Source organism: Wolbachia endosymbiont of Brugia pahangi (genome assembly GCF_012030695.1).
Lineage (GTDB): Bacteria > Pseudomonadota > Alphaproteobacteria > Rickettsiales > Anaplasmataceae > Wolbachia.
The window spans coordinates 59,408-86,387 of record NZ_CP050521.1 but is presented as its reverse complement, the minus strand read 5'-3'; the positions used below and the strand labels follow the sequence as shown (position 1 = coordinate 86,387).

General features: G+C 32.5%; 26 protein-coding genes, 1 tRNA gene and 3 pseudogenes. 13 read left to right on the top strand and 17 right to left on the bottom strand.

Annotation, left to right across the window (positions count from 1 at the left end):
• Positions 1-36: 36 nt before the first annotated feature.
• A complete protein-coding gene (mtaB, locus tag WBP_RS00415) occupies positions 37-1,272 on the top strand; it encodes a tRNA (N(6)-L-threonylcarbamoyladenosine(37)-C(2))-methylthiotransferase MtaB (RefSeq protein ID WP_011256303.1) in 1,236 nt (411 codons plus the stop codon).
• A 42-nt stretch (positions 1,273-1,314) separates the two neighbouring features.
• Complete coding sequence (locus WBP_RS00410; protein WP_167895734.1) at positions 1,315-2,124, top strand: P44/Msp2 family outer membrane protein; 810 nt, start codon at positions 1,315-1,317, stop codon at positions 2,122-2,124.
• 7 nt (positions 2,125-2,131) lie between these two features.
• On the opposite strand, the pseudogene WBP_RS00405 reads toward WBP_RS00410, so the two are convergent.
• The 3 genes and pseudogenes from WBP_RS00405 to WBP_RS00395 all read right to left on the bottom strand — a co-directional run.
• Positions 2,132-3,494 (bottom strand): annotated as a pseudogene (locus WBP_RS00405) (type II secretion system protein GspD); the annotation flags it as partial.
• Positions 3,495-3,809: 315 nt separating this feature from the next.
• Positions 3,810-4,511, bottom strand: coding sequence for a ribonuclease III (rnc, locus tag WBP_RS00400; protein WP_167896283.1), 702 nt, complete (start codon positions 4,509-4,511; stop codon positions 3,810-3,812).
• A 78-nt stretch (positions 4,512-4,589) separates the two neighbouring features.
• Positions 4,590-5,630, bottom strand: coding sequence for a quinone-dependent dihydroorotate dehydrogenase (locus WBP_RS00395; RefSeq protein WP_011256300.1), 1,041 nt, complete (start codon positions 5,628-5,630; stop codon positions 4,590-4,592).
• A gap of 356 nt (positions 5,631-5,986) precedes the next feature.
• Between WBP_RS00395 and WBP_RS00390 the strand changes: the two genes are divergently transcribed.
• Positions 5,987-6,349 carry a S41 family peptidase gene (locus WBP_RS00390; RefSeq protein ID WP_167895733.1) on the top strand — a complete coding sequence of 121 codons (363 nt, stop codon included), beginning with the start codon at positions 5,987-5,989 and terminating at the stop codon, positions 6,347-6,349.
• A 630-nt stretch (positions 6,350-6,979) separates the two neighbouring features.
• Here WBP_RS00390 and WBP_RS06120 read toward each other — a convergent pair.
• From WBP_RS06120 to WBP_RS00370, 4 genes and pseudogenes are all read right to left on the bottom strand, one after another.
• Positions 6,980-7,144, bottom strand: coding sequence for a hypothetical protein (locus WBP_RS06120; protein WP_369799972.1), 165 nt, complete (start codon positions 7,142-7,144; stop codon positions 6,980-6,982).
• Between the two features lie 783 nt (positions 7,145-7,927).
• Positions 7,928-7,999 (bottom strand) — tRNA-Cys (locus WBP_RS00380).
• A gap of 5 nt (positions 8,000-8,004) precedes the next feature.
• Entirely contained in the window at positions 8,005-8,901 is an 897-nt protein-coding gene (locus tag WBP_RS00375; RefSeq protein WP_167896282.1) for a class I fructose-bisphosphate aldolase, read from the bottom strand.
• Positions 8,902-8,968: 67 nt separating this feature from the next.
• Positions 8,969-11,253 (bottom strand): annotated as a pseudogene (locus WBP_RS00370) (AAA family ATPase).
• A 1,272-nt stretch (positions 11,254-12,525) separates the two neighbouring features.
• On the opposite strand from WBP_RS00370, the gene WBP_RS00365 reads away from it, so the two are divergent.
• The 3 genes from WBP_RS00365 to WBP_RS00360 all read left to right on the top strand — a co-directional run bounded on the left by WBP_RS00365 (position 12,526) and on the right by WBP_RS00360 (position 13,134).
• Positions 12,526-12,687, top strand: a complete 162-nt coding sequence (locus WBP_RS00365) for a hypothetical protein (protein WP_167895732.1) — start codon at positions 12,526-12,528, stop codon at positions 12,685-12,687.
• Positions 12,688-12,743: 56 nt separating this feature from the next.
• Positions 12,744-12,866 (top strand): hypothetical protein, encoded by a 123-nt coding sequence (locus tag WBP_RS05985; RefSeq protein ID WP_256366193.1) that lies wholly within the window; start codon positions 12,744-12,746, stop codon positions 12,864-12,866.
• Between the two features lie 76 nt (positions 12,867-12,942).
• A complete protein-coding gene (locus WBP_RS00360) occupies positions 12,943-13,134 on the top strand; it encodes a hypothetical protein (protein WP_167895731.1) in 192 nt (63 codons plus the stop codon).
• 105 nt (positions 13,135-13,239) lie between these two features.
• Here the strand turns inward: WBP_RS00360 and WBP_RS05350 are convergent, their stop codons facing one another.
• The 3 genes and pseudogenes from WBP_RS05350 to WBP_RS00350 form a co-directional block, all read right to left on the bottom strand.
• Complete coding sequence (locus WBP_RS05350) at positions 13,240-13,509, bottom strand: hypothetical protein (protein ID WP_246165992.1); 270 nt, start codon at positions 13,507-13,509, stop codon at positions 13,240-13,242.
• 244 nt (positions 13,510-13,753) lie between these two features.
• Positions 13,754-14,092, bottom strand: a complete 339-nt coding sequence (locus WBP_RS05345) for an MFS transporter (protein WP_246165990.1) — start codon at positions 14,090-14,092, stop codon at positions 13,754-13,756.
• 429 nt (positions 14,093-14,521) lie between these two features.
• Positions 14,522-14,642: pseudogene (locus WBP_RS00350) on the bottom strand (IS481 family transposase); the annotation flags it as partial.
• A gap of 298 nt (positions 14,643-14,940) precedes the next feature.
• Between WBP_RS00350 and WBP_RS00345 the strand changes: the two are divergent.
• From WBP_RS00345 to rsmH, 3 genes are all read left to right on the top strand, one after another.
• On the top strand, positions 14,941-15,300 hold the full coding sequence (locus tag WBP_RS00345) for a hypothetical protein (RefSeq protein ID WP_011256308.1): 360 nt from the start codon (positions 14,941-14,943) through the stop codon (positions 15,298-15,300).
• Between the two features lie 278 nt (positions 15,301-15,578).
• Positions 15,579-15,719, top strand: coding sequence for a hypothetical protein (locus WBP_RS00340; RefSeq protein ID WP_167895730.1), 141 nt, complete (start codon positions 15,579-15,581; stop codon positions 15,717-15,719).
• 272 nt (positions 15,720-15,991) lie between these two features.
• Positions 15,992-16,993 (top strand): 16S rRNA (cytosine(1402)-N(4))-methyltransferase RsmH, encoded by a 1,002-nt coding sequence (gene rsmH, locus WBP_RS00335; RefSeq protein WP_167895729.1) that lies wholly within the window; start codon positions 15,992-15,994, stop codon positions 16,991-16,993.
• Positions 16,994-17,560: 567 nt separating this feature from the next.
• On the opposite strand, the gene WBP_RS05340 is transcribed toward rsmH, so the two are convergent.
• The 5 genes from WBP_RS05340 to WBP_RS05325 all read right to left on the bottom strand — a co-directional run bounded on the left by WBP_RS05340 (position 17,561) and on the right by WBP_RS05325 (position 18,486).
• Positions 17,561-17,710, bottom strand: a complete 150-nt coding sequence (locus WBP_RS05340) for an ankyrin repeat domain-containing protein (RefSeq protein WP_246166137.1) — start codon at positions 17,708-17,710, stop codon at positions 17,561-17,563.
• Complete coding sequence (locus WBP_RS05335) at positions 17,694-17,840, bottom strand: ankyrin repeat domain-containing protein (protein ID WP_246165987.1); 147 nt, start codon at positions 17,838-17,840, stop codon at positions 17,694-17,696. Before WBP_RS05335 ends, WBP_RS05340 begins: the two co-directional genes overlap by 17 nt.
• Before the next feature lie 4 nt (positions 17,841-17,844).
• Complete coding sequence (locus WBP_RS05980; RefSeq protein ID WP_256366192.1) at positions 17,845-17,967, bottom strand: hypothetical protein; 123 nt, start codon at positions 17,965-17,967, stop codon at positions 17,845-17,847.
• A 17-nt stretch (positions 17,968-17,984) separates the two neighbouring features.
• Positions 17,985-18,203 carry a hypothetical protein gene (locus tag WBP_RS05330; RefSeq protein WP_246166134.1) on the bottom strand — a complete coding sequence of 73 codons (219 nt, stop codon included), beginning with the start codon at positions 18,201-18,203 and terminating at the stop codon, positions 17,985-17,987.
• A gap of 154 nt (positions 18,204-18,357) precedes the next feature.
• Positions 18,358-18,486, bottom strand: coding sequence for an ankyrin repeat domain-containing protein (locus tag WBP_RS05325; protein ID WP_246165984.1), 129 nt, complete (start codon positions 18,484-18,486; stop codon positions 18,358-18,360).
• A gap of 2,645 nt (positions 18,487-21,131) precedes the next feature.
• Between WBP_RS05325 and WBP_RS00315 the strand changes: the two genes are divergently transcribed.
• Together WBP_RS00315 and ffh are read left to right on the top strand one after the other, a co-directional pair.
• Positions 21,132-22,682 carry a proton-conducting transporter transmembrane domain-containing protein gene (locus WBP_RS00315; RefSeq protein ID WP_167895728.1) on the top strand — a complete coding sequence of 517 codons (1,551 nt, stop codon included), beginning with the start codon at positions 21,132-21,134 and terminating at the stop codon, positions 22,680-22,682.
• Entirely contained in the window at positions 22,667-24,010 is a 1,344-nt protein-coding gene (ffh, locus tag WBP_RS00310) for a signal recognition particle protein (protein WP_167895727.1), read from the top strand. The genes WBP_RS00315 and ffh overlap by 16 nt, the downstream gene beginning before the upstream one ends.
• Before the next feature lie 122 nt (positions 24,011-24,132).
• Here ffh and WBP_RS05315 read toward each other — a convergent pair whose 3' ends face one another.
• The gene (locus WBP_RS05315) at positions 24,133-24,273 is read right to left on the bottom strand and encodes a hypothetical protein (RefSeq protein ID WP_225416133.1); all 141 of its coding nucleotides are present in this window, start codon (positions 24,271-24,273) and stop codon (positions 24,133-24,135) included.
• Between the two features lie 284 nt (positions 24,274-24,557).
• On the bottom strand, positions 24,558-24,827 hold the full coding sequence (locus WBP_RS05310) for a hypothetical protein (RefSeq protein ID WP_246165982.1): 270 nt from the start codon (positions 24,825-24,827) through the stop codon (positions 24,558-24,560).
• Positions 24,828-25,223: 396 nt separating this feature from the next.
• Between WBP_RS05310 and elbB the strand changes: the two genes are divergently transcribed.
• On the top strand, positions 25,224-25,916 hold the full coding sequence (elbB, locus tag WBP_RS00300; RefSeq protein WP_167895726.1) for an isoprenoid biosynthesis glyoxalase ElbB: 693 nt from the start codon (positions 25,224-25,226) through the stop codon (positions 25,914-25,916).
• 128 nt (positions 25,917-26,044) lie between these two features.
• Positions 26,045-26,392: a hypothetical protein gene (locus tag WBP_RS00295; RefSeq protein ID WP_011256249.1), complete on the top strand. Its 348-nt coding sequence runs from the start codon at positions 26,045-26,047 to the stop codon at positions 26,390-26,392.
• Positions 26,393-26,980 lie beyond the last annotated feature (588 nt).

Here is a 26,980-nt window from a genome sequence, read left to right as displayed (position 1 = left end):
ATAATAATTAAATTGTAAAGCCTATTAAAGCCTAGCATGAATGAAGTAGTGACATTTGGTTGCCGCCTAAATTTTTACGAAAGTGAGTTAATTAAGGAAGCATTAAGAAAAGCAGAGAGAGAAAATGTTGTAGTGGTACACAGCTGTGCAGTGACAAATGAAGCAGAACGTCAAGTAAAACAAAAAATACGTAAGATTTATAAAAATGACCCAAATAAAGAAATTATCGTAGTTGGCTGTGCCGTTCAATTAGACCCTGAATCGTATAGTAATATTCCTGGTGTGAGTAAAGTGTTAGGTAATCAAGATAAGCTAAAGACCGAAAATTACTTATTAAGTAACAATAAAATATTAGTTAACGATAACCAGGCAAGTAAGTCAGAACCTGCTCTAATTGATAAATTCAAAGATAAATCAAGAGCATTCATTGAAGTTCAAAATGGCTGTGATCATAGCTGCACATTTTGCTCGATTACTGAAGCAAGAGGGAATAACCGATCCGTACCAATAAACAATATTATTGAGCAAATCAAGATTTTCGTAGCAAATGGCTATCAAGAAGTAGTATTTACAGGAGTTGATATTACTGATTTTGGTACAGATCTATTTGGCAAACCTTCACTTGGTTTAATGGTCAGAAGAGTTTTAAAGGATGTGCCAGAACTAAAGAGGCTCAGGCTTTCTTCTATTGATGTTGCTGAAGTTGATGATGAATTAATGGATTTAATAGTTAACGAATCAAGATTTATGCCACATTTACACTTAAGCTTACAATCTGGTAATAATTTAATTCTAAAAAGAATGAAACGTCGTCATAGTAGGGAACAAGTGATAGAATTTTGTCATAAAGTGAAAAGTTTGAGATCTAATATAGCATACGGTGCTGATATTATTGCTGGATTTCCTACGGAAACTGATGAGATGTTTCAGGATACAGTTAATCTACTTGAAGAAACAAATACAGTTTATCTACACGCTTTTCCATATTCGAAGCGGAAAAATACACCAGCTGCACGAATGCCACAAGTGCCAGAGAATGTGCGTAAAGAAAGAGTAAAAAACTTAAGGAAAATAAATAAAGCAATGATGAGTAACTTTTATCAATCTTTGATAGGCACTAAACAAAGTGTTCTAGTTGAGCAAAATAATATTGGTAGAGCAGAAAATTTTGCATTAGTAAAATTTACATCAAAGATTCAAGCTAAAAGTATTGTAAAAGCTACCATTATAGGAATGGAAAGTGGTTACTTAGTTGGAAGTATTATTCCCTAATTTTTTGATATGAGGAAAGCACTATAAATTGTAAACTTGTTTATGATGAAAAGATCTATTGTTTTTGATGCATTACTAATCTTATGTATTAGCTTTTTTCCTATTCATGCTAATGAAAGTTGTTCAAATGATGGACAGTTTGTGGAAAATTTAATGCTTGCAGACGAATCTACATGCCACAAATCTAGAAAATATAATGGAAGAGAGGTTATATCAGTAAAGGATAAAAAACTTGATTTTTATGTTAGCGCTAATAGCGGTAAAATATACTCTGATAACTCAGAAACATTTGTGAATGGTATAAAAGCAATTGGAGAAAGAGTTCCTACTTTAGTTGAGAGCCGTTATGGTACTATAATAAAAAATATGGTAGCAGATGAGATTGAAAGCGTAAAAAAGTTTGATGATGAAATTGATTTCCAGTGGCTTAACAGTATATCTTTAGGCTACTATGCTGGAGAAAACGGCCGTATTGATTTTGAAACCATGTATTCTAAGGTCAACATTAAAAATGGTAATTCTTTTCCGATATTTGATAGATCAGCTGGTATATTTGCATTTTTGTTAAACTTTTACTATAATCCCAGTGTTCAAGATACACAAATTGCTCCTTACGTCGGCCTTGGTATAGGACCAACGGTTTTTAGATTAAGAAAGATTAATGGGTCACCTCAAAACTCGATGCCACTGAACGTTCCTTGGTTTGCTTATCAAGTAAAGCTTGGTGTTAGTTACTCGATAATCCCAGAAATTAAAACCTTCCTCGGCTACCGTTATTTTAGCATTCCGATACCTATTGCAGATGACATATCAACCCATAACATTGAAATTGGCTTAATATTTAATTTTTAGTAACGATTCAATGTATATACAAGTTCTTATCTTTATTTATCCAACAAATTAAATGTTGGCACAATTGTTGCTTTTAAAAAGATGACAGTTTCTACTGTTCTCATGTTGTCTGCTAGTCTCTTTGACTTCTGACTTAATGCGGCTTTAAAGCTTTGCTTATCTTCTCTATGCTCTATAAGTTCACCAATTACCATAACTTCACCACTCTTGATCTTTAACATAGAGTTCATTTCTCTAATTTCAACAATTGAAATATTGCTATTCAATTTTGTTCTACTCTGCTGTGCGATGTACTCTATATTTGGATCTTTAGTGTAGCCGTTAATTCTTGATAAAGTTGGGTGTATATTCATGAATATTTCACTAGTATCAGTATTAATGCTTGGATGAACTATTAACACGACACCTATTGGCACGCTATTCATTTTGGTCACTAAGATCTGATTTGAATTTTTAGTATTTTTTTGTATGTCAGAAGTAAAATAAATGTGATTTTTAGTGAATGAAATCATTTCCTGCTAATTATTTATGGCATGTACTCTGGGGCTTGAAATTACAGTTGAAGTGCCAAATTTGTCTAAACTTTTCACTAAATTCCCTAGGTCACTTGCACCTAAATTTACCGCAAGATCAATAATAGAATTATCTTGATTCACCACAGGTTTATTTACATTGCATAAATCATTTAAGTTAATACCAGAAAGGTATTTGTCGTCTAACACAACCTCAACTATCTTTGCCTCTATCATCACTTGAGAAGATGCCAATTGTTTAACCTTATTAATATATTCTTCAACAGCTTTATGGATACTTTTTCTAGCATTTAAAATAATAACACCTGTTTCTCTGTTAGATGAAAGAAATTCCTTATTATCCACCTCGTTAATGTCCATTATTGCATTAAGACCTTTTTCCAATGAATTCCACAAATCACTGCTATATTGAGACTTTATAACACTATTGCAATCTTCATCAGCGTTGCCTCTATTGCCGCTAGTAATATTGTTATTAACAATAAAACTACTCTGAGCAGAATGTTGAATATTGATGAAATCTACGTAGTAGTTTTGTGCATATGGTAAATCCTGCTTAATTTTAATCACACCATTACTTGTTGAATAACGCAGTTTAGCGCTATCAGCTATACTCTGGATTACTTCATTTATATTTTTATCTTTTAGCTTTAAAATAATATTACCTGATATTTTGGGGTTTATATCCAAGTTAATATCAGAGAGTTTTCCTATCTCAATCAGCAAACCCTTTACTGACACTTCTTCACTAACATTAATAGAAATAAGTTGATTGCTGACTGTAAGATCAGGAAACTCTACAGGCAAAGGCACAATTTCTGGTACTGCTGGTCCGTTGCCCTCTGAAAGAGAGATTTCATTTTTACATTGCTCTACCGAACAGCCGTGTTCACTTATATCATGATGATCTTCACCTTCTATTTCAGTAAGGCTTTTATCATATCCTTGAGTAGGTAGGCATATACAAAAAATGATAAAAAGAAGCATCAAGCATTTTAAAATAGCCATTAGAAAAAGCATACAAAACCATTCTAATAGGTTTCTATAAAAATATTAAAAATGTATTTAATTTTGTTTTCATCAGGCAGCAGCAACGCTAAATACTAAAACTGTGGTCTTAGCTTTCTTAAAACTTGTCCGTTTTTGTTCAAGCTAAATTGTCTTTTCACTATTATTAATCTTTTCTAGCATTAATTCAGCAGCTTTTTGTTCAGCAACCTTTTTACTAGAAGCACATGCAAAAACTTTACCATAATTTTCTATGCAAATTGATATAGTAAATTCAGGACTATGTGCTGGTCCAGTTTGTTTCATAAGCTCATACTCTGGTAAGGGTAACTTATTTTTCTGAGTCCACTCTTGCAGTGAAGTTTTAGGATCTTGAGGGAGACTGAGCATGCCTTTGGCCCGCTCTTTCCAATGCTTGGTAACAAATTTTTTAACATTTGCGAATCCGCCATCAATGTAAATTGCACCTATTAGTGCTTCAAGTGCATTTTCTAAATTCTTTAGGTTACGTTTTCCTCCATTGCAACGTTCACTGTTATTCATGATAATAAAGTTACCCAACTTTATTTCTTTAGCAACATTAGCAATGGTATTACCACAAACTAAATCCGTTTTTCTTCTTGCCAACGCCCCTTCTTTTTCTTTAGGAAATAATCTAAACAGTATAGCAGATACAATCATATTCAAAATACTATCGCCCAAAAATTCTAGCCTTTCGTAATTTTCAATTTGATTTTTACTATTTCTTTTATTTAAGCTTGGATGAGTTAATGCTTCCTCTAATATCGCACCATTTTTAAATCTATAGTTAATGATCTTAGATATAGTGTCGTTCAAGTCTTCCATGCTTGTTGCTTTAAAAGGAGTATCACCCATCATATCTTTATACCAAAAAAATTAGTTTTATTCTATTAAAACAAGCTTCTAGAATCTACAATCACAACCCACTGCCTCACCAATATTACTCAGTCCATCTTTCCTCACTAACTCTGCAAGTTCCAGATTAATTTTATTCACAGCTCGAGGTCCGTGATATATGAGAGCAGTGTATAATTGCACTAAAGATGCCCCTGCCTTTATTTTTTTATACGCATCGGCACCACTTGAAATGCCTCCACACCCTATCAATAATATCTTGCCTTGAGTAAGTTTGTATATGTCACTCAATAACTCTGTTGAAAGCTTAAACAATGGTCTGCCACTTAATCCACCACTTTCATTATGGTGAGAATGTAAGTTATCTCGACTGACTGTAGTGTTGCTTATTGTCAAGCCATCAATTTTATACTCCAACGCAAGCCCAGCAATATCTTCCTTTGTCTGCTGATCTATATCTGGAGAAATTTTTAACATTATTGGAACAGATTCAGAATTATCAATTGATTTTCTGGTTAGGGTTATGGATTTTAACAACTCTGATAATTCTTGCCTATTGTGCAGATTGCGTAAATTAGGTGTGTTCGGAGACGAGATGTTTAGCACTATATAACTACTTTTCCCATACACCATCTTTATTAAGTCAATGTAATCACTGACTTGGTCCTTCGATGCACTATTTTTCCCTATATTTATACCTAAAATACAGTCATCAAGCTTGGTTTCACTTATTTGCTTTAAAAAATAGTCTATTCCCTTGTTATTGAATCCCAATCTATTTATTACTCCTTGATCTTCAATTAACCGAAAAATTCTCGGTTTTGCGTTTCCATATTGAGGATGCTTAGTTACAGTACCAGCTTCAATAAACCCAAAACCAAATGAAAGCATGGACCTGATAACTTCTGCATTTTTGTCAAAACCTGCAGCAAGACCTACAGGACTCCTAAATTTATTATTAAAGCAGTTCACACTTAAAGATTCTGGTAGTTCTATAGGTTTTCTATAAGAGATCCTTTTCAACATCATGATCGCTAAGGAGTGAGCAATTTCAGGCGGCAGCAAAAACAGTAAATTACGTAGTATCATTTTTGTAAAACACTCTACTTACTCTTAGCTTATTTTCTACCACAAAATGCAGAGTATAACCATAACTTTAAAAGAAGACATTTTCAAAGAAGACGTTTTCGTTGATTCTACTTATGAATCATAGATAAACTCTCTTCATGAAATTTATTATTGTTATTATTTTATCCTTATTTACTTATGGTTCATTTGCTCAACAAATAGACCATATTGAATTATTCGAGAACATAATCAAAAAATAGAAAAGGAGTATGTCTGGCCCATTAATCAAAAAACTCTTGTTTTGAATATGCAATAGATGAAATATTTTCTAAACTAGATTCATATTCTTACTATTTGATAGTGAAGAATTCAAGACAATGCAACTTCAAATAAATACTGTTTCAAATAAGATTATAGACAATATAGTCTACATTAAAATTTCTGAATTTAATGAAAGCTCTGACAATCATTTCAGAAAGCAATGGTTCAACATTAAAGAAAATAACAGTACCATAAAAGATGTAATTCTAGATTTGAGAGATAATTACGGCTTATTATTTTTTCAAGCAGTATTAATATGCGATAGTTTTTTTGATGGTGGAGAAACAGTTACTGAGGAAAGTAAAGAGAAAAAATATTACAAAGCAAGCAAAGGAGATATATTTTCTGGATTATCTGTAATAGTATTAATTAATGAAAAATCTGCATCTGCATCTGAAATAGTTGCTGCTGCTTTGTAGAATAATAAACGCACTAAAATTGTTGAGGTGAGATCATATGGCAAGGCTTCTAAACGAACAATTCTTCTACGAAAATGGTAGTGTAATTAGGTAACAAATAAATTATATTATCTTCCTTCTGGTAACCTTATAACAGATGTAATACTGAATATAATAGTTATAAACCAAAACGATAGAAAGAATTATCGATTTATCAAAGGAGTTGAATTTTTAAACTCGTATGTGGCTAAGTAAACTTAGGCTTATCAAACATGCTTAAAGTGTATCTATTCAGGAGTGTAGATAAAAGGCCTACTATGAAGGTTTTAAAAGTCCATTTTTCATCCCAAAAATACTAGAAACCATATTTTTTTTATGTTTAGCCTACCTTATTTTAACACCTGTGTTTGTTTGACGGTTTTTTTTGCTTACACCTCTAAACGGATACTTTTTTCAATATTTTTCTATTAACTTCCTACACAATTGCTGGAATGGGTACTGTGAGATTATAACTGCTACACTTCCCAATTTTTTCTATATCACCCAGTAATCTCAGGGTAATTCGCAATAGTTAGTAATTTTCCAGCATTTCTTTCTTCAGCTGTATCACTGAGGTTGGACGACCCTGTAATAACCTTGTGGTCATCATAATTAATATTCTATTATGAGCGATTTCTGGCTTGTAATCAATCCAAATTGGTATTCCTTCTTCAAATAACTTGTGCATAACACTATGTTTTGAATGTGCTGTGATTTATCTAGAATAATTTTAATATCAACGCCACGTTTTTTTGCTTCAACTAGAGAATTAGCCACTTTCTCAAGAGTAAATTTGTATTATTGAACCAAAATGGATTTCTCAGATTGATCTATTGTATTAATTACTTGCTGAGCACAATCTTCTCATGGAGTAAAGTAGACAGTAATTTTTGAATCTAAGAAAGACAACCTCATAATGCACACCATAAATAAATTCAAGTTATATATAGCTACTGAACTTTGTTGCATAGCAACCAAGAAACTTAGTGTGGTTACTGACAAAATTCATTGTAAAATGGCCATTTATAACTACTTAAGAAAAAATATGCTATTAAAAATGAAAGCCAGTAGCCACAGCTAATATAACAAATTTCTCAAAGACAGGAGAAATATTTTTTATTTTATTAATTGGGGTGGCGGTAGCTAAAAATATTTAAGAAATTTACTAAATAAAAAAAAGGCAAAAAAGTCCAAAGTAGCTAGTTACTAACTCTTCATTTTAAAAATTTGACGTTGGGTGATATCTTAAACGCTTTACAAGCGAGCTTCAACTTTTATAGGCAAGAAGGCTAAAAATTTTATTAAAGACTTACGGTAACATAGTACACCAAATAAAAGATCTTCTTGTCATTTTAATCTGCGCGACTGGAAAATTATATAAAATAGCTCCAGTTTTGTGGTAAGAAGGCTAGCGAAGCTTGTCAAGTAGTTTTTTAGTCTTGTTTTTATTGCTACATTTAACCTACTTAGTCGTGCTTGCTTGAAAACTCTCTCTGCCGCACTCCTAAATAGATACTTAAAGTTACTGTCAAATTAAGCAACCTCTACAAGCTATAGAAGAGGCCGGGACCGGAATTGAACCGGTATAAAAGGATTTGCAGTCCTCCGCATAAACCATTCTGCCACCCAGCCGTTTTTTATGTGTAGATATCCATTATATCTTTTAGCATAGATAAAGCTTCTTCTTTCTTTCGTTGAAAAGTGTTACGCCCAATAATTGAACCATTACCCCCACCTTGTTTAATTTCTTTTGCCTCATTATATATATCATTTACTGACTTCGACTCACCACCAGAAAAAACTACTATTCTTTTTCCTGCAAAGCAAGATTTTTTGACATATTCAATCCTTTTGGATAATGACTTAATATTTTCAGCTTCTATTTTCTCTTTTTCCAAGTGGTTAGTTGGAAGTTTTACTTTTATTATATTAGCACCAAGCAAAGCTGCTATATGTGCAGCATAAGCAATAACATCAACTGCCGTCTCACCTTCTTTGGAAATGCCTTCACCACGTGGATAAGACCATAATACAACTGCAAGCCCATAAGACTTAGCTTCAGCAATGATTTTACGAGCTTCTTCTATCATATCAAAACACTTAGCAGAACCAGGATATATAGTAAATCCAACAGCTGTACAGCCCAAACGTAGTGCATCTTTTACAGAAGCAGTGACTGCTTGATCGGAAGTCAAACTTTTTGAATGCAAAGAGTTGGAACTATTAAGTTTCAAAATGTGTGGAAGCATTCCAGCATAAGTTGAAGCACCAGCTTCAATCATACCAAGTGGAGCAGCGTACGCGCTCACTCCTGAATCAATTGCAAGCTGAAAATGATAATGCGGATCATAAGCATGAGGGTTAACTTCGAAGCTCTTTATTGGCCCATGCTCAAATCCTTGGTCTACAGGGAGAATTACTAATTTACCAGTACCACCAAGCTTTCCATGCATGAGAATACGAGTGAGGTTTGCCCTCACCCCAGGATTTTCACTCTCATAGTAGCTTAGGATTTGTCTTACTTTATCACTTATTATCACTATAACTCAAATTGAACTTAAATTATAAATTATAGCAAAGATGAAATTCAACACAAGAATTTTAAGTTATATCGAAGGAAATTTTATCCTTTTGCCTATTCATATAAACCCTTAAATTTCTTCCTTTAATTAGTCGACGGTTCAGTATTTCCTCAGCTAAGTAACTCTTTATCTCCTTTTCAATCAGTCTCTCTATTGGGCGTGCTCCCATTTTCTTACTGTAACCGATTTGCGCAAGATAAGAGTTTACTTTTCCTTCCACTAAGCAGCTTATGCCTTTTTGTGCAAGTTGTTTTTTCAATTCTTGAACGAATTTATCCACAATATGCAAAATCACATCCATATTTAAGTCAGAAAAAGAAATAACCTCATCAAGACGATTACAGAACTCAGGACTAAAAACCTGTTCCATTACTTTTTCGCTATCACTAATATTGAAATTTTTATATCCAAAGCCAATAGAGTTCTTACTGCGTTCAAATACCCCTGCATTGGTTGTCATAATTAAAATTATATTGGAAAAATTAATTTTACGTCCATAAGTGTCTGTAACACAACCATAGTCCATGATTTGTAGTAATATATTGTGAATACCACTGTGAGCTTTTTCAATTTCATCAAGAAGAACAACACTATACTGATTATTAGACACAGATTCTGTAAGTAGTCCACCATGATCGTAACCCACATATCCAGGAGGAGAACCAATTATTCTAGATATAGAATGAGACTCCATATATTCAGACATATCAAAACGTATGAGGTTCATGCCCATACTCTTTGCTAACTGTTTTGCAAGTTCAGTTTTGCCAACACCTGTTGGCCCTGTAAAAAGATAATTTACCAAGGGTTTATTATAATTTCTCAACCCAGACTTAGCAATTTTAATAGAATTGACAAGGGATTCTATTGCTTGTTCCTGGCCAAAAATAACTTTCTCAAGATTTTCTCTTAGGGCCTTTACTCTTTGCATATCTTCAAGCTCAGACCTACAAGGTACGTTTGTAATTCTAGTGATAGTGTTTTTAATATCTCTACTGTTCACAATTTTGCGTCTGTTTCTCAGTAACTTACAATATGCTCCTGCTTCATCTATAATATCAACTGCTTTATCAGGTAATATTCGTCCGGTAATATACTTATGTGAAAGTTCAGCTGCAGACTTAATGGCATGTTTTGTATAATATACTCCATGATATCCTTCATAGCAGTGCTTTATACCATTTAATATCTTTATTGTCTCATTAACAGAAGACTCTTGCACGTTAATCTTTTGAAACCTTCTTGCTAACGCTTTATCTTTTTCAAAACTACTGCTGTATTCTCTGTATGTGGTTGCACCTATACAACGCAATGTACCTCTTGCAAGTGCAGGCTTCAGCAGATTACCAGCATCAAGAAAACTACTGCTCGTTGAACCAGCTCCAATGATAGTGTGTATTTCGTCAATGAAAAGAATAGCACCTGGCTTTGCCTCAATTGCCTTTATTATAGACTTTATTCTCTCTTCAAAATCACCTCTATAGCGTGTTCCTGCAAGAAGTGATCCTAAATCCAAAGCATAAATTACGCTCGACCTAAGCACATTTGGAACACTGCCTTCGATTACTTTCAATACTAAACCTTCAACTATTGTTGTTTTGCCAACACCTGGGTCCCCAACATATAAAGGGTTATTTTTTCTGCGCCTTAGTAGTATTTCTATAGTGCGGTTTAATTCATAATCACGACCAATAACGCAATCTATTTTTTTACTTCTTGCATAATCATTTAAATTTTTACAATAACTTTGTAGAACTTTTTCATCTTTTAACAACTCACCTTTATTTACTGCAGCAGAAACATCATTATTTTTACCGAGTTTTACCTTACGATTAGTAGTGTATTCATCTATATTACTGGAGTATTTCATATTAGATATATGATAAATTAAATTGGAATCATTCGCGTTTTACCTCTACAATAATCTTCAATGTAGAAATTTTGTTCAGACAAAATTTCTACTAGAATATTTACTCCACTTATTTTCTTTTTTCCTAAGCTATGAGCACGTATTATGGCTCTATGTATTAGGCATAGAAATAGCGAATTATGCTCAACTCCATTGATAGTCAATTCAGAATTGTCTTGTAAAAAAACTTTTATATCACTACTATAGCCATATAGAATGCTATCTATATTGATGATTTTATCAGCCCTAATATTACACCTTGATAAAACGTAGTTTACATCCACATCTTTAGTTAATGCAAGTAATAAATGCTCTACTTTTGCATATTTAAGATTAAAATTAGAGGCAATCAATAATACTCTATTTAAACTTGCCTCTAAATTCTTAGAAATCATCTTCTACCCTCTTTGCAAATGGGAACTTATATAATTAGTAGTGTACAATTATTAAAAAAATTAAAATCCAGCAGTCTGTTATAGCTGAAAGCCCTGTGTATGGAGCTTATTGTAAAGAAATTGGTGTGTAAATACAGCATTACAAACCAAGTTTAGATTAAGCTTCTTGCAAACCATATAATTTTTGCCTGGCCATCATTTAGGTAAGCCGAAAAAACTACCTGACAAACCTCGCTAGCCCCCTTATCCCGATACTGGGGGTGTTAAGTTACCTTCAATCTGTGCAGATTAAAATAATAAAGTGTTATATAGTTAGCATCTTATGTTTAATTTTTTGCACTATATGTACCTTATGTCTTCACAATATTTCTAATTTTTTACCTATATAAGTTGAAACTCGCTTATAAAGCGTTTAGGACAGTATAATATGCTAACTTGCAGGATTAGAGAGTAAATACTATCTACCACAATATATCTTTTGCCTTTTTTTTGCCTAGTAAATTTCTAAAACATTTATGACTAAAGGTTAGTTGCAATAAAAAACAACTAAGTCGCGATTATTAAGTATTTAAAACATAAAAAAACGCTAGTGTTTTTAAATAGATATTAACTAGGGCTTCTTTTGTCTTTTTCTTACTTGGTGGATTTCTTAAATATTTGTAGCTGAAGCAACTTATGAGCAAACGAAAATGGTACAATTCCAGCGCGCGACGCTGGAATAGCTTTGTTGCATAGCACACGAAAAAAATATGGTGGTTATCGACAAAATTCATTATAAGATGGCCACTTAACCACTTAACAAAAAACATGCCAGTAAAATGAAAGTCAGCAACCAAAATGAATACAATAAATTCCTCAAAGAGAGGAGAAATATTTTCCGTTTTATCAGATGAAGCAATTGACAATTGATATGAACAAAAGTGCAAGGTGGTAACTATGTTTACAGTGATAAAGTCAGTAGGAATTGGTATTAGTAATAAATTAGTAAAGTCATATTAAAATGTGACTGAAACTTGACTTAAAAATTTTTTAATACTTAATAGGTAACTTATATTCATAAATAACAAGGAACCCATTTTATGCACTACAAGCTGAAGCAGAAAATTTCTCATTTAACAAGTAGTGACTGATAAAAAGATAATGCTAAAGCAAATTCTGGTAAGATAATGTACCTAAACTTTTTTGAAATAGACTTTATTATCAACGAAAAGGAAATAGATTGTAATGTGACTCGCATGTTAATTGAAAAAGCTAAGAAAGGTCATAAATTTGGTGAAACATGGGAAGATTATTATAGATCAATTTCTGATAATAAAAGAATTAGCATATACAAAAATGTTTGAGTATGCTGATCCTTATGGGATAGTACCTAATGAGGCCATTACAGGGGAATTAATCACTAATTGTAATGACGCTGGTATTTTAATAGACTAATTTTTAGCGATTCACTTAAAACTCGGTTTGGGTTACGACTTTATGATTGCAAGAAAATGGTAAATATTCATTATGATGGTACTAATTTTATAGCAGTGAGATCCAAAATCGTAGCAGATGTAGAAGACCTTAATCCATCAGAAGTGCTTAATCAAGAAAAGAAATGGGTAGTCAGTTAGATGATTCACTTGAATCTGTGCTTGAAGCCAAAGTTAATGAAAACACAAGCGATATAGAATATAGAATGGCAAACTAATGAGGGATTACACTATAGGAAGTGGTAGAAGTTTGCTCGATATTATTACTGAGTATTTCCAAGAATTATGTGAAAAATCAGGATTTATTAAGAAGGAATATAGAATAGAACGTAATGTTGATAATATTTTCGTGCTAGATAGAAGAGTAAATGAACCTGCTGTTACTAATAACAGAAAAGAAATAAGCTGAGTGTAGCGAGTAGAAGACTTTTTAATAACAGCTCTGGATTAGAAGGAGAATATTTAAAGATAGGAAAAGTATCTATTCTACGCTGAACAGATAACTTGAAGAAAACTAATTTTTAATTTGCGATATAGCAACCAGCCCAATTAATGCACAAGAAATCATACAAAAACTAGCTGAAGTCTCTTGTCCTGTAACCCCTTGATAACTGTTGTGCATATGAATGGTGTACCAATAATCCATCAGATATATTTCTTGATAAACTAAATCCGCTGTACCGCACCTTTGTTGGAAATAATCGCACATAAGTGCACTGACAGGATCAAGCAATGCGGCTATTGGGATTATAAAAGAATGTGTACCATTATAATCAGCAATCATTACCACTTAATATTATTGAAAAAACTGGATAACTTGCTATTTACAAAAGTTATGAATACAAATTTCATGACTTTTTCTCTTCCTATCTTGTCGAAAGTATTGCAACTAATATAGTTAATCCTCCGAGCGCAATTTGGCTCAGTATTTTTACTATATGGGTAAGAATGAGTATTTATTGTTAATGTAAGCACATTGAAAAATACTAGGTACATGTAAAGGGACGAATTTTCAACTATGTCGACCCCTAATGATACCAGAAAAGTTTTTTATAGCAATTCAATAGTTCTTTTAATGGTAATTCAGGTGGATTTCTCTGCTTTTTATACTCTGGGCTCTCATCAAGTATATACCTTGGTATTATGCTGATTAATCCCACTACTAAATTAAAACTAAAAGTTAACCTCCATTCCCAAGATTTGAAATCAGATACTTTTTTGCATATGAGTACTGCTATAAGACTCAGGATTGACCCAAGAATTGCGCTTAATACTTCAATACTGCCAAAGAATTTCTTCTTGTTTTTAGGAGCATGCTCTAAAAATGGAATATTTCCTGCCTCTCCTCCAAAAGATATACCCTGCAATAACCTTAAACATACCACCAGTATTGATGGCAAGTATTCCGAGATTTTGATACCCTGGCATAAAAGCAATTAATACGGTTGATAGAGTCATCAATATAATTGAGAGCAATAGGGTAAACTTTCTTCTATGTTTATTGGCCAATATGGCTAAACATAGCAGCACCGGTTGTCCCATCAGGAAACCCACTACAAATATTCCAAAAGCCTTTAGTAGACTAACCAACTGATCGCATAATGAAAAAAATATCGCCGATTATGTTTACTAAATGACCAAAAAGCATGTGACATACCACAGTACAGTGTTACAAATTAAACTTGATAACATTACTTTTGTAATTTACCACACAATTTTCTACATTCAGAATGTGAAGGGTAGGATAAAATAAATTAGGAGATTTTTCTACTGATTACATATAACTAAAAGGAGGTGAGAGTTTTGAGTCTTTTTGCATAATTACAAACCATAACAAAGTCATAGATTTTGAATTGCTGATGCGACTGACTTCCTAACCGTAGCACCTTTTAAAGTTTTGTTCATATGCTCAACTTGCTAAAGGCAAGAAAATTTGACATCTCTCGATATTCTGGCATAATTATATATGCAGAAAAAATCTGAAAAATTTTTGTCTAGTACAGTTTTTTTAAAGTAGAATATTTTCCAAATATAAAGAAAGATTTGTATCTAATAAACAGATAAATTTAATGAATATCATTGAATCTGACAAACAAATGTTTCAAGACTATTAGAGCATTTGATAGTATTGAGAAAAGAGATTACTAGTAGATAATTTAATCAAGAAAGTTAAGGATATAGTATTGCTTCAGATGGAATAAATTATCAGGAACGGGTGCAGGAAGTAAGCAACAGTTTTGATGAAATAAAAGTTTTTATAGAGCAGAAAAAAGAAATACTAAAATATATTGTGTCTTGGCTTAAAGAAGATAAACAAGAGAATTTCTTAAAAGAGTTTGAACAAATACAAATAGATTTCTCAGAAAAAGCAAAAAGATTAACTTCTTTAGCAATGAAAAAGCTAAAGATATTAACTATAGCAGACCTAAATCTAGCAGTAATAAGTCAAAATCAGTATATGAAAATATCTTATAAGTCTGTTATAAGTCGAAATTCTGTACATATTATGCTAATAAAGAAAAATTCAGATAATAGTTTTGCATTTTATGATCCTAATTTATGGTGCAGTTTTTGACCTAACAGAAGAACAGCTATGTGAGGTTATAACTCAATTATTTTATGGCTACTAAGAATGAGCAAATTATATATTGTCGAGCTGTTTATCTTATTTACCTCAGTTGTTGCTAGAATTGTTGTAGCAGTATATGGTTATAATCCAGCGTATCGCTTGTAATTTGTTTAGTAGATTTGTCAATTTTGTGTTGCTTAAACGAAAAATTAATGCCGCAAATGTATAACACTATTATATAAGCTGATAGTATAACAGCTTTTCGTAGAGAGCATGAGGCTGAATTGAAAAATCTTATAGATAAGTATTGCGGTAATGATAGCAAATCAAAGAATGTAGCTATTATAATCGATCCACAAGTAAAAAGTATAACTGAGGAAAATTTAATTTTGGACAACGTTCATAACTTATATGCGTCGAGTTAACCCATAACTCCTTTTTCGGTGGTATGATCTTCTCATTTATTATACCATCACACTCAGGGACTATACATCACGGTTTGTTTTATATCATAATGGTATGTTTTATTTTTTCAAATATGGAAAGAAAATGTGAGCATGACATAAATATTATATTAATAACAATATTTTATTAAATCTTAATATTTTTATATTATTGCCCATGTATTTCTATAGTATACTATACTTAAGTAAAAAAGTTATTTTTATATATATACAAAATCTTTCAATAGAACGCTATGGCACATATTCCAGTCTTATTAAAAGAGATGCTATTACAACTTTCACCACAAAATGGTGGTATATATGTGGACGCTACATTTGGAGCTGGAGGATATAGCAAAGCAATACTGGAATCAGCTGATTGCAAAGTGTATGCGATTGATAGAGATAAAACTGTTATTAAATTTTATGAGGATTTAAATATTAAGTACCCCAGTAGAGTAAAGCTATTTATTGAAAAATTTAGCAATATAAGAAGTATATTAGATAGTAATAGCCTTGAATACCTTGTAGAGCCCTCTGCTGTCTCAAAACTCTCTTCTATTATCTCATCTGGGATTCAGAAAAAAAATATATGGATCTCAGCGTCAAGCACTGGAGTGACACCAAGTAATACTGTAGATGGAGTTGTATTTGACATAGGAGTTTCATCTATGCAGCTTGATGACGGAGATAGAGGATTCTCATTTTTACATGATGGTCCACTTGACATGAGAATGGATAACTCTTCTCATACAAACGCTTCAACATTTGTTAACGCTTTACGCGAAGAAGAAATTGCAAACACTATATATAACTATGGAGGCGAGCGTCATTCTCGTAGAATTGCAAGAGCAATAGTAAACGCACGGAAGAAAAAAACTATCAAAACTACATTTGAGCTTGCAAATATTGTGCGTTCTGTAGTGTTTCGTGGAAAAAATAAAATTGATCCTGCAACTAGGACATTTCAGGCAATTAGAATATGGGTAAATGACGAACTGGGAGAACTTGAAAAGGGCATTAAAGCAGCATCTGAAATTTTAAATAGGAATGGCAAGTTAATAGTTGTCACTTTTCATTCTTTGGAAGACCGTATAGTCAAAACTTTTTTTAAAAGTTTATGTGAGCCAAGATCTATCGATTGTAAGGTATTCTCTCTCCTAAATAAAAAAATGATCAAAGCAAGCGCAGAAGAAGTAAATGCAAATCCACGTTCGCGTTCAGCAAAGCTAAGAGCTATACAGAGGTTATCGTGAGAATTTTCTGTATTATCTTAATAATTATGTTTTTTTAATATTATAGACCTGTTTAAGGTAAAATTACATGTTCAGTCATTAAATAAAGAGCTAATAGAAATAAGAAGTGAGATTAGTTTGGTGTGTAAAGCGACATAAGAGTTCTACAAGCAGAATGGAGCTATTTGAATAATCTGAAAAGGCTTGTAAAGCTTATGAAGAAATATTTGAGAGATAACTCTTTAGTGTTAGCTGGTTAGATTAAAAACCTTGACGCTATAAATGGTCGCAGTGTATCAGCCACAACTTAAAAACCCAGGTTGATGATTTTGCGACTCTCTGCTTAAATGTAGAGCAAGTTTTTCAGCATAACCTTAATTTTTTATATATTTTACTTCTTTGCACTTACTACGTAGCTCTTTTAGTGAAGCAACAAAAATTTGCAAAAATTTTTATAATTTTTTTTGATGTCTTTTGTGCTATTAGCTTTGCTGATAGACATATCTATTGCAGTGTAGCCATCATTGCACTTAATGCTCAGGTTTGCTCCCTTTTCTATTAGCAATTAAGCTATATCAAAAAATCTCCTTAAACAGCAAGATGTAGAGGCATATAACCCTGCTGCTCACAAATATTCATATTGGCTTTAATTTTCAATAACATTTTTATAACTTTTGTATGGTCTTTTTTAACTGCTAAGTGTAAAGGGACTCTGTTACATCTACTGACAGCATTGATCTACTTTAAGCTTCAATAGGAACTTAACTGCTTTAGTGTTACCACTATAGCTAGCCTTATGTAACCTGGTGTTATCATTAAAATCTTGATCATTTGCTTCTATTCTCTTTGAAACAAGAAATATTACCATCCTCTTAATTATTATGCTCAATAGCGTAATCTAATGCATCAAAACCATGATTGTTTTTTGTACAAATAAATCCTTTAAAGTTAGCTTTTGCTTGCTGTTTCTTTACAATGGGCTTAAGTATTTGCATTTTATTGTTATATCCTGCTAGAAAAAGCGTAGTATTATTTTTGTATCTTTTGCTTCTATGTTTGCACCTCTTTTTATCAGATATTCTATAATTTCTGCTCTACTTTCGTAATACGCAATGCATTGATAAATAGTTAAAAATAAAGGAGTGCGGAAATTATTATCTTCACATTCAAGATTTGCTTCCCTATCAATTAAAGTTTGAACACTTTTTTTAGGAACGCATAGTGAAGCTATATGAAGAGGAGTATAGCCTTCTTAGGCATCTTTTTCATTGATTTTTGCGTCTTTTCTATCAAAAAACCTATTAATTCTGTATCATCTTGTAGTGCGCGAAGTAAATCCATTTTTATCCTTAGAATTAATTGTAAGTTGATTAACAAGGAGTTTATCAATTTTCTTGTGCCCATGCATAATGGTATGGATTTCTATTTTCATTGTCTATTACATTAAAATCTGCTTCGTGCTCTAATAATGATTTTACTTTAATTACATCACCTTCTTTTGCAAATTTACGCAAAAGAGTGATTTCATTTGCATCTTTTTAGTTAATAATCAAATCTACTTTCCACTAATTGGTTTATATCTTCCTCATGTGCCATATTATTTAAATCTCCAAACTCTTTTCCTTATTAATAGTACTCCTACTTAATTAAGTTTAGATGAATCTGTGAGAAATATATCATAGCTAAGATATTGCACATGGTTGTACGAGTGCCCTTCGCCAAAGCGAGGGTATTTTCAAGTAAGCTGGCCAACATCTAGGTTTTTTAGCAATAAAAACGGATTAAATACAAAAATACTTGATAAACTTTGCCAGTCTCCTTATCATAGTAAGCTTAATTATTTATCTTCTCTATACAGGTTAAGTAACAAAAAACTTAATATATTTAGTATTTCGCATTTAATTTTCTGCACTATGTACACCTTATGTTTTTTATATTGTTATCTATTACCAACTAGTACTGTAAATTGCGCTTGATAAAAAACGCCAACTGATAAAATGATAGTGAACAACTAACTGTTCTAGGTCTTTTTTTCTATCAGTAAGTTTCTTAATATTTATAATTTAGATTAATTGCAGCTCAAAAGCAACCTAGTCATGATTATTAAGTGTTTAGAATAAAAAAACGCCATATTTGAAAATTAAATATAAATAAGTAGTCACTCACTAGGTTTTTTTACCTTTTTTCTACTTATTAAATTTCTTATAACCGTTCACGGAGATAAGGGATTTACAAAGTGATTGTAAAAGTGTAAAGACATGAGAAGCTAAGTATGGAGTGGGTATGATAACAGGGCTGCAGAAAAGATTGTGGCGTACAAATCAAAAAACGCTAATCTCAAAGAAGAAATAAAGGCTCTGATTATAGAAAATGATGGCTTAAAAGCAAAAATAATTGAGCTAGAAGATAAACTGGGCTGAACTCAAAAAGTTCATCTCTACCACCATCGCAAGATATATATCGCAAAAAAACAAAAAAGAAAAGTGATAAAAAACCAGGAGGTCAGCCAGGGCATAAGGTATATAAGTGAGATTTGATGGTAGCAAATATAGTAGTAGACTATACAATTTTATCAGGTTTGTGTGTGTGGAAATAAGGTTGTTTTAGAAGATGAAATTGTCCATTAAAAGGTAAGAATTACCAGAAATCAAACTAATCGTAACTGAGTACAGGTTGCAAAGAAACTATTACAGAGCTTGTGATAGGAAGGGTTCAGCTAGTTTAACCATGGGGGTTTCAAGATGTCTTCTAGGGTTCAATGCTAAAACAACAATTAGCAGCCTAAGTGGCTTTTTTATTAACTCGAAAAGAAAAGTACAACAAATTTTAAGCAGTATATTTAACCTCAATATAAGTCTTAGTTTAGTATCAAAGACTGAGCACAGAGTATCAAAAGATGCGCATCTGAATATGAGAAAATGAAGGAAGAATTGAAAGAAACCTGCATATAGATGAAACATAGCACAGAAATCAAGGAGAAAGAGGCTGGGTTGGGTAATAACAACAAAGCGCTCTGACACTTCTAAAGATGACCGAGTCTCGTGGCAAGAAGGTGTTGCAAAGTTTACTGCCAGAATACAATGGCATAGTTGTAAGTAACAATACGCTGTGTACAATTATTTTAGTCTTGAAAATAGATAGATATGTTGGACACATTTGACAAGAGATTTTGAAAGATTTGCGTATAGTAAAAATATTGAAGTGAGCAAAATTGGCCAGGCGCTCAAGTCACTCAACAACAGAGTATTTGTGGTACAAAAGCAAAAAAATAAAATTTGGTAGATGATTTAAGATTTTATCAACTAATGTAAAAATTTTGAAAAAGGGTAGAACATCTTTTTAGCTGCTTTTAACCCGTAACTAACCTTAGCTTAAATATTTAAGAAATTTACTAAGCAGAAAAAAAGTAAAGAGACCAGTAGTAGCTAGTTACTAACTCTTTAACTTTAAAAACTTGACGTTGGATGATGTCTAAAAAGCTTTTTAATTTAGAAATCTTACAGTATATATAGTGCAAAAATTAAACAACAGTACACCAAATGTAAAATCTTCTTGTCATTTAATCTGCACAAATTAGAAGTTATATAAAATAGTCCTATTACCATAATTAAGAGAGCTGGCAAAGTGTGTTAAGTAAATTTTTCGTTCCTATATCAGCTACTTGAATCCTAGTCTATCAAACCCAATGTTCGTACAGTTGTGAGTCACGCACTGGAATGACACTGTCAAACTGCTGCTATTTCACCATCCTTTTCTGTATCTGCTATGCTAAAATATATATTATTAATAACTTCATGCTATAATAATTATTTTAATATAGGCAACACAGAAAACAGCAAGGATTTTATGTTAGCCATAAAAAATTAATGCTAAATTTTATTTCAAAAAGTAAATAATCTACTAACACTCCTGCACAAATTTAAAACAAATTGTGCACGAGTGTAGCACTACAAACCGAGGATGCTATATTAAAGCTTACCTCACTATTAAAGCTATCGGTCAGGTTAGATTACAAACCTAATCTGACCGTTCTCCTATAACCCCTTAACCCTGATATAATTATATGATAATTAGTTTAATTAGTAGTTAAGAGTAACTACAAGCAAATTGATTTTACTTATACATTAAGGTAGTATAAACTACATTAGTTTAAATCATCGTGCAACTTTACAAATCTTCACTGTTATTTCTGCTGACTATATTAATGGTTATAGTTCTAAAACTACCTGAAGTCACAGTAAATTGGTCTTATCCAGTTCTAAATTTTGATTTATCCTTTCGCATCATACTAATATCTTTTTTATCAGTTGCATTTTTAATTGTCTTACCAGCAAAAAATTTTAGCTTTTCAGAAATGCTATCTTTTTTTGCCTACACTACTAGTTCACTATGTGCAATATTATCTAAGCAGATAATATCGGTTATAATATTCTGTGAATTAATGGCCATCAGCGCATCTTTTATTATTGCAGCCGGCTGCAAAGATAATGGACCTGCAATAAGATACGCTTGCGTACACTTTTTTGTCGGGATTATACTAACAGCAGGGTTAGCGATTCAAAATCCTAATTTAATAATCATGGGTTTATTAATAATTTGTGCTTGTTTTCCTTTTTCATTCTGGGTTGTTGACGCATACCCTGCTGCGTCATTGCACGGTGCATCATACCTTTCCCTATTTACTACTAAGATTTCTTTTTTAATAGCACTTTTACATACCTACAACCTTTGGCAAGATCACGCTGAAATATTAGCATTCTTGGGTACTATCACTGCAATTTATGGTATTATATTTACTTCCCTTGAACAAAACATCCGTAGATTTTTAGCCTACAACGTCGTAGGACAAATGGGCATACTAATTATGACAGGGAGTCTGCTTAGCCATTCAAAAAATGCCATACCACTACTTATACTTAACATAATTTTCTCCATTGTCTATCAATTATTGCTCACCACTGTTGCTAACTCGATTATCTTGCGGACAAAAGCAGTAAATTTTAATAGAGTGGGTAAATTCATGTCAGCGGAAGGAATATATGCTTTGATCGCAATACTAACAATGGCTGCATTTCCAGGAACTGCTGGATTTATCAGCAAATCATACATTGCAGTCGAAATTAAAATGAATGGTACTAACTTAGAATTGTATAAAAACTTACACAAGATTTTGAATTTATCACTTTATTTAAGTGTGGGGCTCAAGTTTCTTTATTATATATTTATTACCAAAAGCAGGTCCAAACTTTTAGCAGAGAAGGGGGGAGGAGTAGCTATGATTATTTTAGCATTTATATGCGTGATCGCTGGCAATCCTTACCTGCCTATTTACAACAAGCCCTCGATTTTTAACCTTGCGTATAACACAAAAAACATCTGGTCACAACTTAATTTACTACTATGTGTTACTTTGCTATTTATTCCTTTACGTAAGTTATTTTTGCCAAGAATAAATCTTAAAATGGATATCGATTGGATTTTTAGAGCTCTCATACCCTATGTTGTTTCACTGTTCAATAAATTAATTTTCAAAATGAGGAAAATGTCTGCTGGTGCACTGCAAAACTTGACTAATTCACTCACTAATTTATACTTTAATAATGCTAATAAACTTAAAGAAGCGCTAAGTTATGATTCAGTGAGTTTTATTTCAGCTTCTTCTCTTTTTTTGATGAGTATTTTGTTAGTGCTGCTATGTTTAAATCATTAACCGAAAGTTTAAATTCTGTATTTAATAAGCTCAAGGGAAAGTCTATCATTTCTGAAGATGACTTCAACCTTGCTATACGTGAAATACGCATAGCTTTAATTGAAGCTGATGTTTCTCTTGAAGTCGCAAAAAAATTTATCAACGACATTAAAGATAAAGTAATAGGAGAAAAAGTCATAAAAAGCGTTTCTCCCGCACAAATGATAATCAAAGTCGTGCAGGATAATTTAATTGCAATTCTTGGACTGGAGAAAAGTGATCTAAATCTAGGAGCCAACCCTCCTGCTGTAATCATGATGGTAGGCTTGCAAGGTGCAGGTAAAACAACCACCTCAGGAAAGCTTGCTTTAAAGCTAAAAAAACAAAAGAAAAAAGTGATGCTTGCCTCTTTGGACATTTACAGGCCTGCTGCCCAGAAACAACTTGAAGTGCTTGGAAAACAAATAGACATACAAACTTTATCTACAGTAACGGATGAGAAGCCTACTGCAATTACAAAAAGGGCACTGGCGGCAGCAAAAAACGATAATTATGATGTGCTGATACTAGATACCGCGGGTAGACTTCACATAGACGACAATATGATGAATGAGTTGAAAACTGTGAAGAAAATAGCTTCACCTGCAGAAGTTATTTTAGTAGCCGATGCGATGATTGGCCAGGATGCAGTAAACATAGCCAAATCATTTAACGAAACAATAGGTGTAACCGGTATTATTCTCACCCGTGTTGATGGTGACGCACGTGGCGGCGCTGCCCTTTCTATGAAAATGGTAACTAACTGCCCAATTAAGTTCATTGCCTGTGGTGAAAAGCTAAGCGACCTTGATGATTTTTACCCCGATAGAATTGCAAAAAGGATACTCGATATGGGTGATGTTATCTCATTGGTTGAAAGAGCTGCCGAAATCGTTGGTCAGGAAGAATTTGACAAACTACAAAAGAAAGTAAAAAAAGGCAGACTTGACTTAAATGACTTGGTAAGAATGCTAAAAACGCTAAAAAAAATGGACGGTATCAGCAATATAATGAAATTCATTCCAAGCTCATTTACAAAAAAGCTAAGTAGCGGAGTGCCCGATGATAGTAAAGTGAAAAAATATATAGCTATCATAAATTCGATGACTGAAAAAGAAAGGCAAGATCCGAATATTTTAAATGGCAAGAGGAGGCTTAGAATCGCGAAGGGCTCTGGTACAAGAGTACCAGATGTCAATCTTTTAATTAAGCAATATGATCAAATGAGCGCAATGGTTAATAAATTCAGCAAAGTTGACCATAGCAAATTCAAAGAATCTGACTTAATGGATATGTTAAGCAGGAAGTAGAACAGCTTTTTTTTGGTGTTAATGAGTATGCAACAAAGCCATTGGTGCTTGAATTGTCCTCTTGTACCCACTCACTTAGAACTTAGACTCTCTATTGTAGAAAGTGGCTTCTTTCTTACCTTCTAATTAACTTTTTCTTTTACCTCTTCTATGTTGTTAATAATGGCCATAATTGCAGGTAGAAATTTCTCCATAAGCTCCTTAAGTACTGCCATATTATTCTTCTCATGAGTACTGTAACCCTTTTTTACAAGTCTGTCCATAATATTCTCTTCTTCCTTTGGAAAATCAATGTTCCATCCTTTATTAACTCTTTTATAGCCGACTGTTGTCCCTTGTTTTGAAGCATTTCTATTACCTTTGCCTTATTTCGAGCATTCTTTACCTCACCTTCTTTCTCTGACTTACCAGTATCTATAAATAGATTTAGACAACTTCCTATATAACCTACCGAAATTATTCTCTCTTGCTCGAACTTCAGGTAATTGATTGATAAAATCTTTAAGTAAATTTTTCATCGCTTTCCCTACTTCAATCACCCATTCCTTTATTTTTTCACAGCTTTTCTTATCCTTATCCCTGTATAATCCGCTCTAATAGCTACAAGCATCATTAATGTGGCAAACATAATAAGTGGAGAAAACGTCACTTTCAATACCACCCCAGCAGAAGCCATTGCAATTTTTTCATTTGCAGATGCTGATTTAAAATAGTTAAGATTACCTAACGGGCCTTTATTACTATTTATAATATTACTTATCGCCTCATGTTCAACAGATTTTAGAATATCCTCTATTACCTCTAAGTGGTTTTTCAAAAGTTGGATTTTATAAGTGCTCCTTCAATCAATTTTATAAACAATTCTTTATTCACTTCCTTTTGCAAACTTTGGCAATCAATTGCTAAACCCAAGCCATTAAAATCCATCTTTCCAACTTGTTCTGATAGAGCTTCAAATAAACTGCTTTTTTTCCCCTGTGAGGATTGCGCAATTATTTTTATTACACTCGAAACAGTTTCTTCTAATTTATCTTACTCTAATAGAGGTTCTTCTCCCTTTTTAGGCGCCATACCAAACTCCATCAATTATAAGTATGTCTAATTATACATATTAATTGTATTATAACTAATACAAAATAATTAATATAATTACCCCTTTCCAAACATAGAATTTGTATTACAATACCTAAATTATATGAAATCAAGGTACTCTATGGGTGAAAAAAAATTAAAAGCTGCTGTGGTTTTATCAGGATGCGGTCATCTTGATGGTGCAGAAGTGAGAGAAGTGGTTTTAAGTCTGCTTGTACTTGATCAGCAGGAAGTGGAGGTCAAATGCTTTGCACCTGATATCAATATTACACAAGTTGTGAACCATAAAACAACAGAAGCAGTAAAAGAAAAAAGAAATGTACTCGTGGAAGCAGCAAGAGTTGCAAGAAGCGAAATATGTGACCTAAAAGAAGCTAAAGCCAAAGATTTTGACATGTTAGTTGTACCTGGTGGATATGGAGTTGCAAAAAATCTATCTGACTTAGCTGAAGATAAAGAAGTGGTAACAGTAATACCCGAATTTGAGAGATTAGTTTCAGAATTTTTTGCTACAAAAAAACCAATAGGAGCTATATGTATATCTCCAGCAATAATTGTTTCTATTTTAAGTAGTAAAACAAGTAAAGGAGAAAGTAAGATTAAGGTTACTATAGGAGATGACAGAGAAAAGTTGATAGAAAAGCTAGGTGGTGAGCACATAAAATGTGACACAGGGTTATCAATAGAAGACGAAGAACATAATGTGTTTTCCTGTTCTGCTTATATGCGTAGAGACGAAAGTACATATTCTGTATATCAAGGAATAAAACACATGATTGACAGCATGGTGAAAAAAACTAATAAAAGGATTTAAGTAGCCATTAGCAATTTTATCTCTCACACAATTAACTGTTGAATTTTGTATTTTGAGATGTATTATGGTTACATATACTTAAAAAGTATATATACTTCTTCAAGTGGTAAATATTAAGGGTATTTTGTATGTCAAGTGATTTATGGAATTTTTTTACAGAAGTTCCAAGTGAAGGCTATATAGTTGAGAGTTCATATTGCACAGACAGTGGGTGTAGTAATTATATAGGAAATATTGACCTAAGCAATATTCGGGAATTTAATCTGGTTTCTCCGGATAGAAAGATAACAAAGAAATTTGAGGCTAACATAATTGACTTTTTTGAACCAAGAGTTCATTTGAGTATGGATGACAGTGGCAAAAAAATTAATTTAGACATCGCCCCTGAAAATTGCAGTGCAACAAAAGATGGGTTTCTTTGTATTGATAAAAATGAACAAGATTATAAACTTAAAATTTTAATAAAGAAATCATAATTCTTGCATCTCAGGTGTAACATTTAAGTATAGGTGCTATTTTATTTATAATATTCTTAGTTATAGGTGCAGTGATTATTCCTCAGGTGTGGTGTATGACCTGAGGTTCATTAATAACAATTAGCACTATATATCTGGGTTAACTGTAGTTAGCACTCCTATAAATGATGTTATGTTTGCATTCTTGTTGTATTTATCGTTTACAACTTTTTCTGCTGATACAGTTTTATCTCCTATCAAATACGCTTTTATGCTTGTTCTCCTACCTATCCTATTTGTTACTGCTGCACATAATAATTTTCTTACTTCTCAGTAAGCGCTTCTTGCAATAATCTGCTCTCCTATACTTCCTTTATTTAACATCAAAGTTGCATTGTGAAATATCCCACTGCTGATTAATGCGGCTGCAGTCTATACAAGATGGATCTGGGTTACATCTTTCCATAACCGCAAGATGCCGTTATTAAAGTGCTTTCACTCTATTTATACGGGGTTATTGGTGTGGATTTCTCTAGTATTTCATTTTCAAAGTAGAAAAAAGTTTCATAGTTTTAAAGTATTCTACTTGCTTCTCAGTACCTAACTCGG

Coding starts and splice junctions, on each gene's coding strand:
- WBP_RS05980 (WP_256366192.1), bottom strand. CDS start 17,967: ATGCAAATACTTAAGCCCATTGTAAAGAAACAGCAAGCAAAAGCTAAC.
- WBP_RS05315 (WP_225416133.1), bottom strand. CDS start 24,273: ATGGACAGACTTGTAAAAAAGGGTTACAGTACTCATGAGAAGAATAAT.
- WBP_RS00395 (WP_011256300.1), bottom strand. CDS start 5,630: ATGATACTACGTAATTTACTGTTTTTGCTGCCGCCTGAAATTGCTCAC.
- WBP_RS05985 (WP_256366193.1), top strand. CDS start 12,744: ATGGTAAATATTCATTATGATGGTACTAATTTTATAGCAGTGAGATCC.
- mtaB (WP_011256303.1), top strand. CDS start 37: ATGAATGAAGTAGTGACATTTGGTTGCCGCCTAAATTTTTACGAAAGT.
- WBP_RS05335 (WP_246165987.1), bottom strand. CDS start 17,840: ATGGTAATATTTCTTGTTTCAAAGAGAATAGAAGCAAATGATCAAGAT.
- elbB (WP_167895726.1), top strand. CDS start 25,224: ATGGGTGAAAAAAAATTAAAAGCTGCTGTGGTTTTATCAGGATGCGGT.
- WBP_RS00360 (WP_167895731.1), top strand. CDS start 12,943: ATGAGGGATTACACTATAGGAAGTGGTAGAAGTTTGCTCGATATTATT.
- WBP_RS00410 (WP_167895734.1), top strand. CDS start 1,315: ATGATGAAAAGATCTATTGTTTTTGATGCATTACTAATCTTATGTATT.
- rnc (WP_167896283.1), bottom strand. CDS start 4,511: ATGGAAGACTTGAACGACACTATATCTAAGATCATTAACTATAGATTT.
- WBP_RS00295 (WP_011256249.1), top strand. CDS start 26,045: ATGTCAAGTGATTTATGGAATTTTTTTACAGAAGTTCCAAGTGAAGGC.
- WBP_RS05350 (WP_246165992.1), bottom strand. CDS start 13,509: ATGATTGCTGATTATAATGGTACACATTCTTTTATAATCCCAATAGCC.
- ffh (WP_167895727.1), top strand. CDS start 22,667: ATGTTTAAATCATTAACCGAAAGTTTAAATTCTGTATTTAATAAGCTC.
- rsmH (WP_167895729.1), top strand. CDS start 15,992: ATGGCACATATTCCAGTCTTATTAAAAGAGATGCTATTACAACTTTCA.
- WBP_RS00390 (WP_167895733.1), top strand. CDS start 5,987: ATGCAACTTCAAATAAATACTGTTTCAAATAAGATTATAGACAATATA.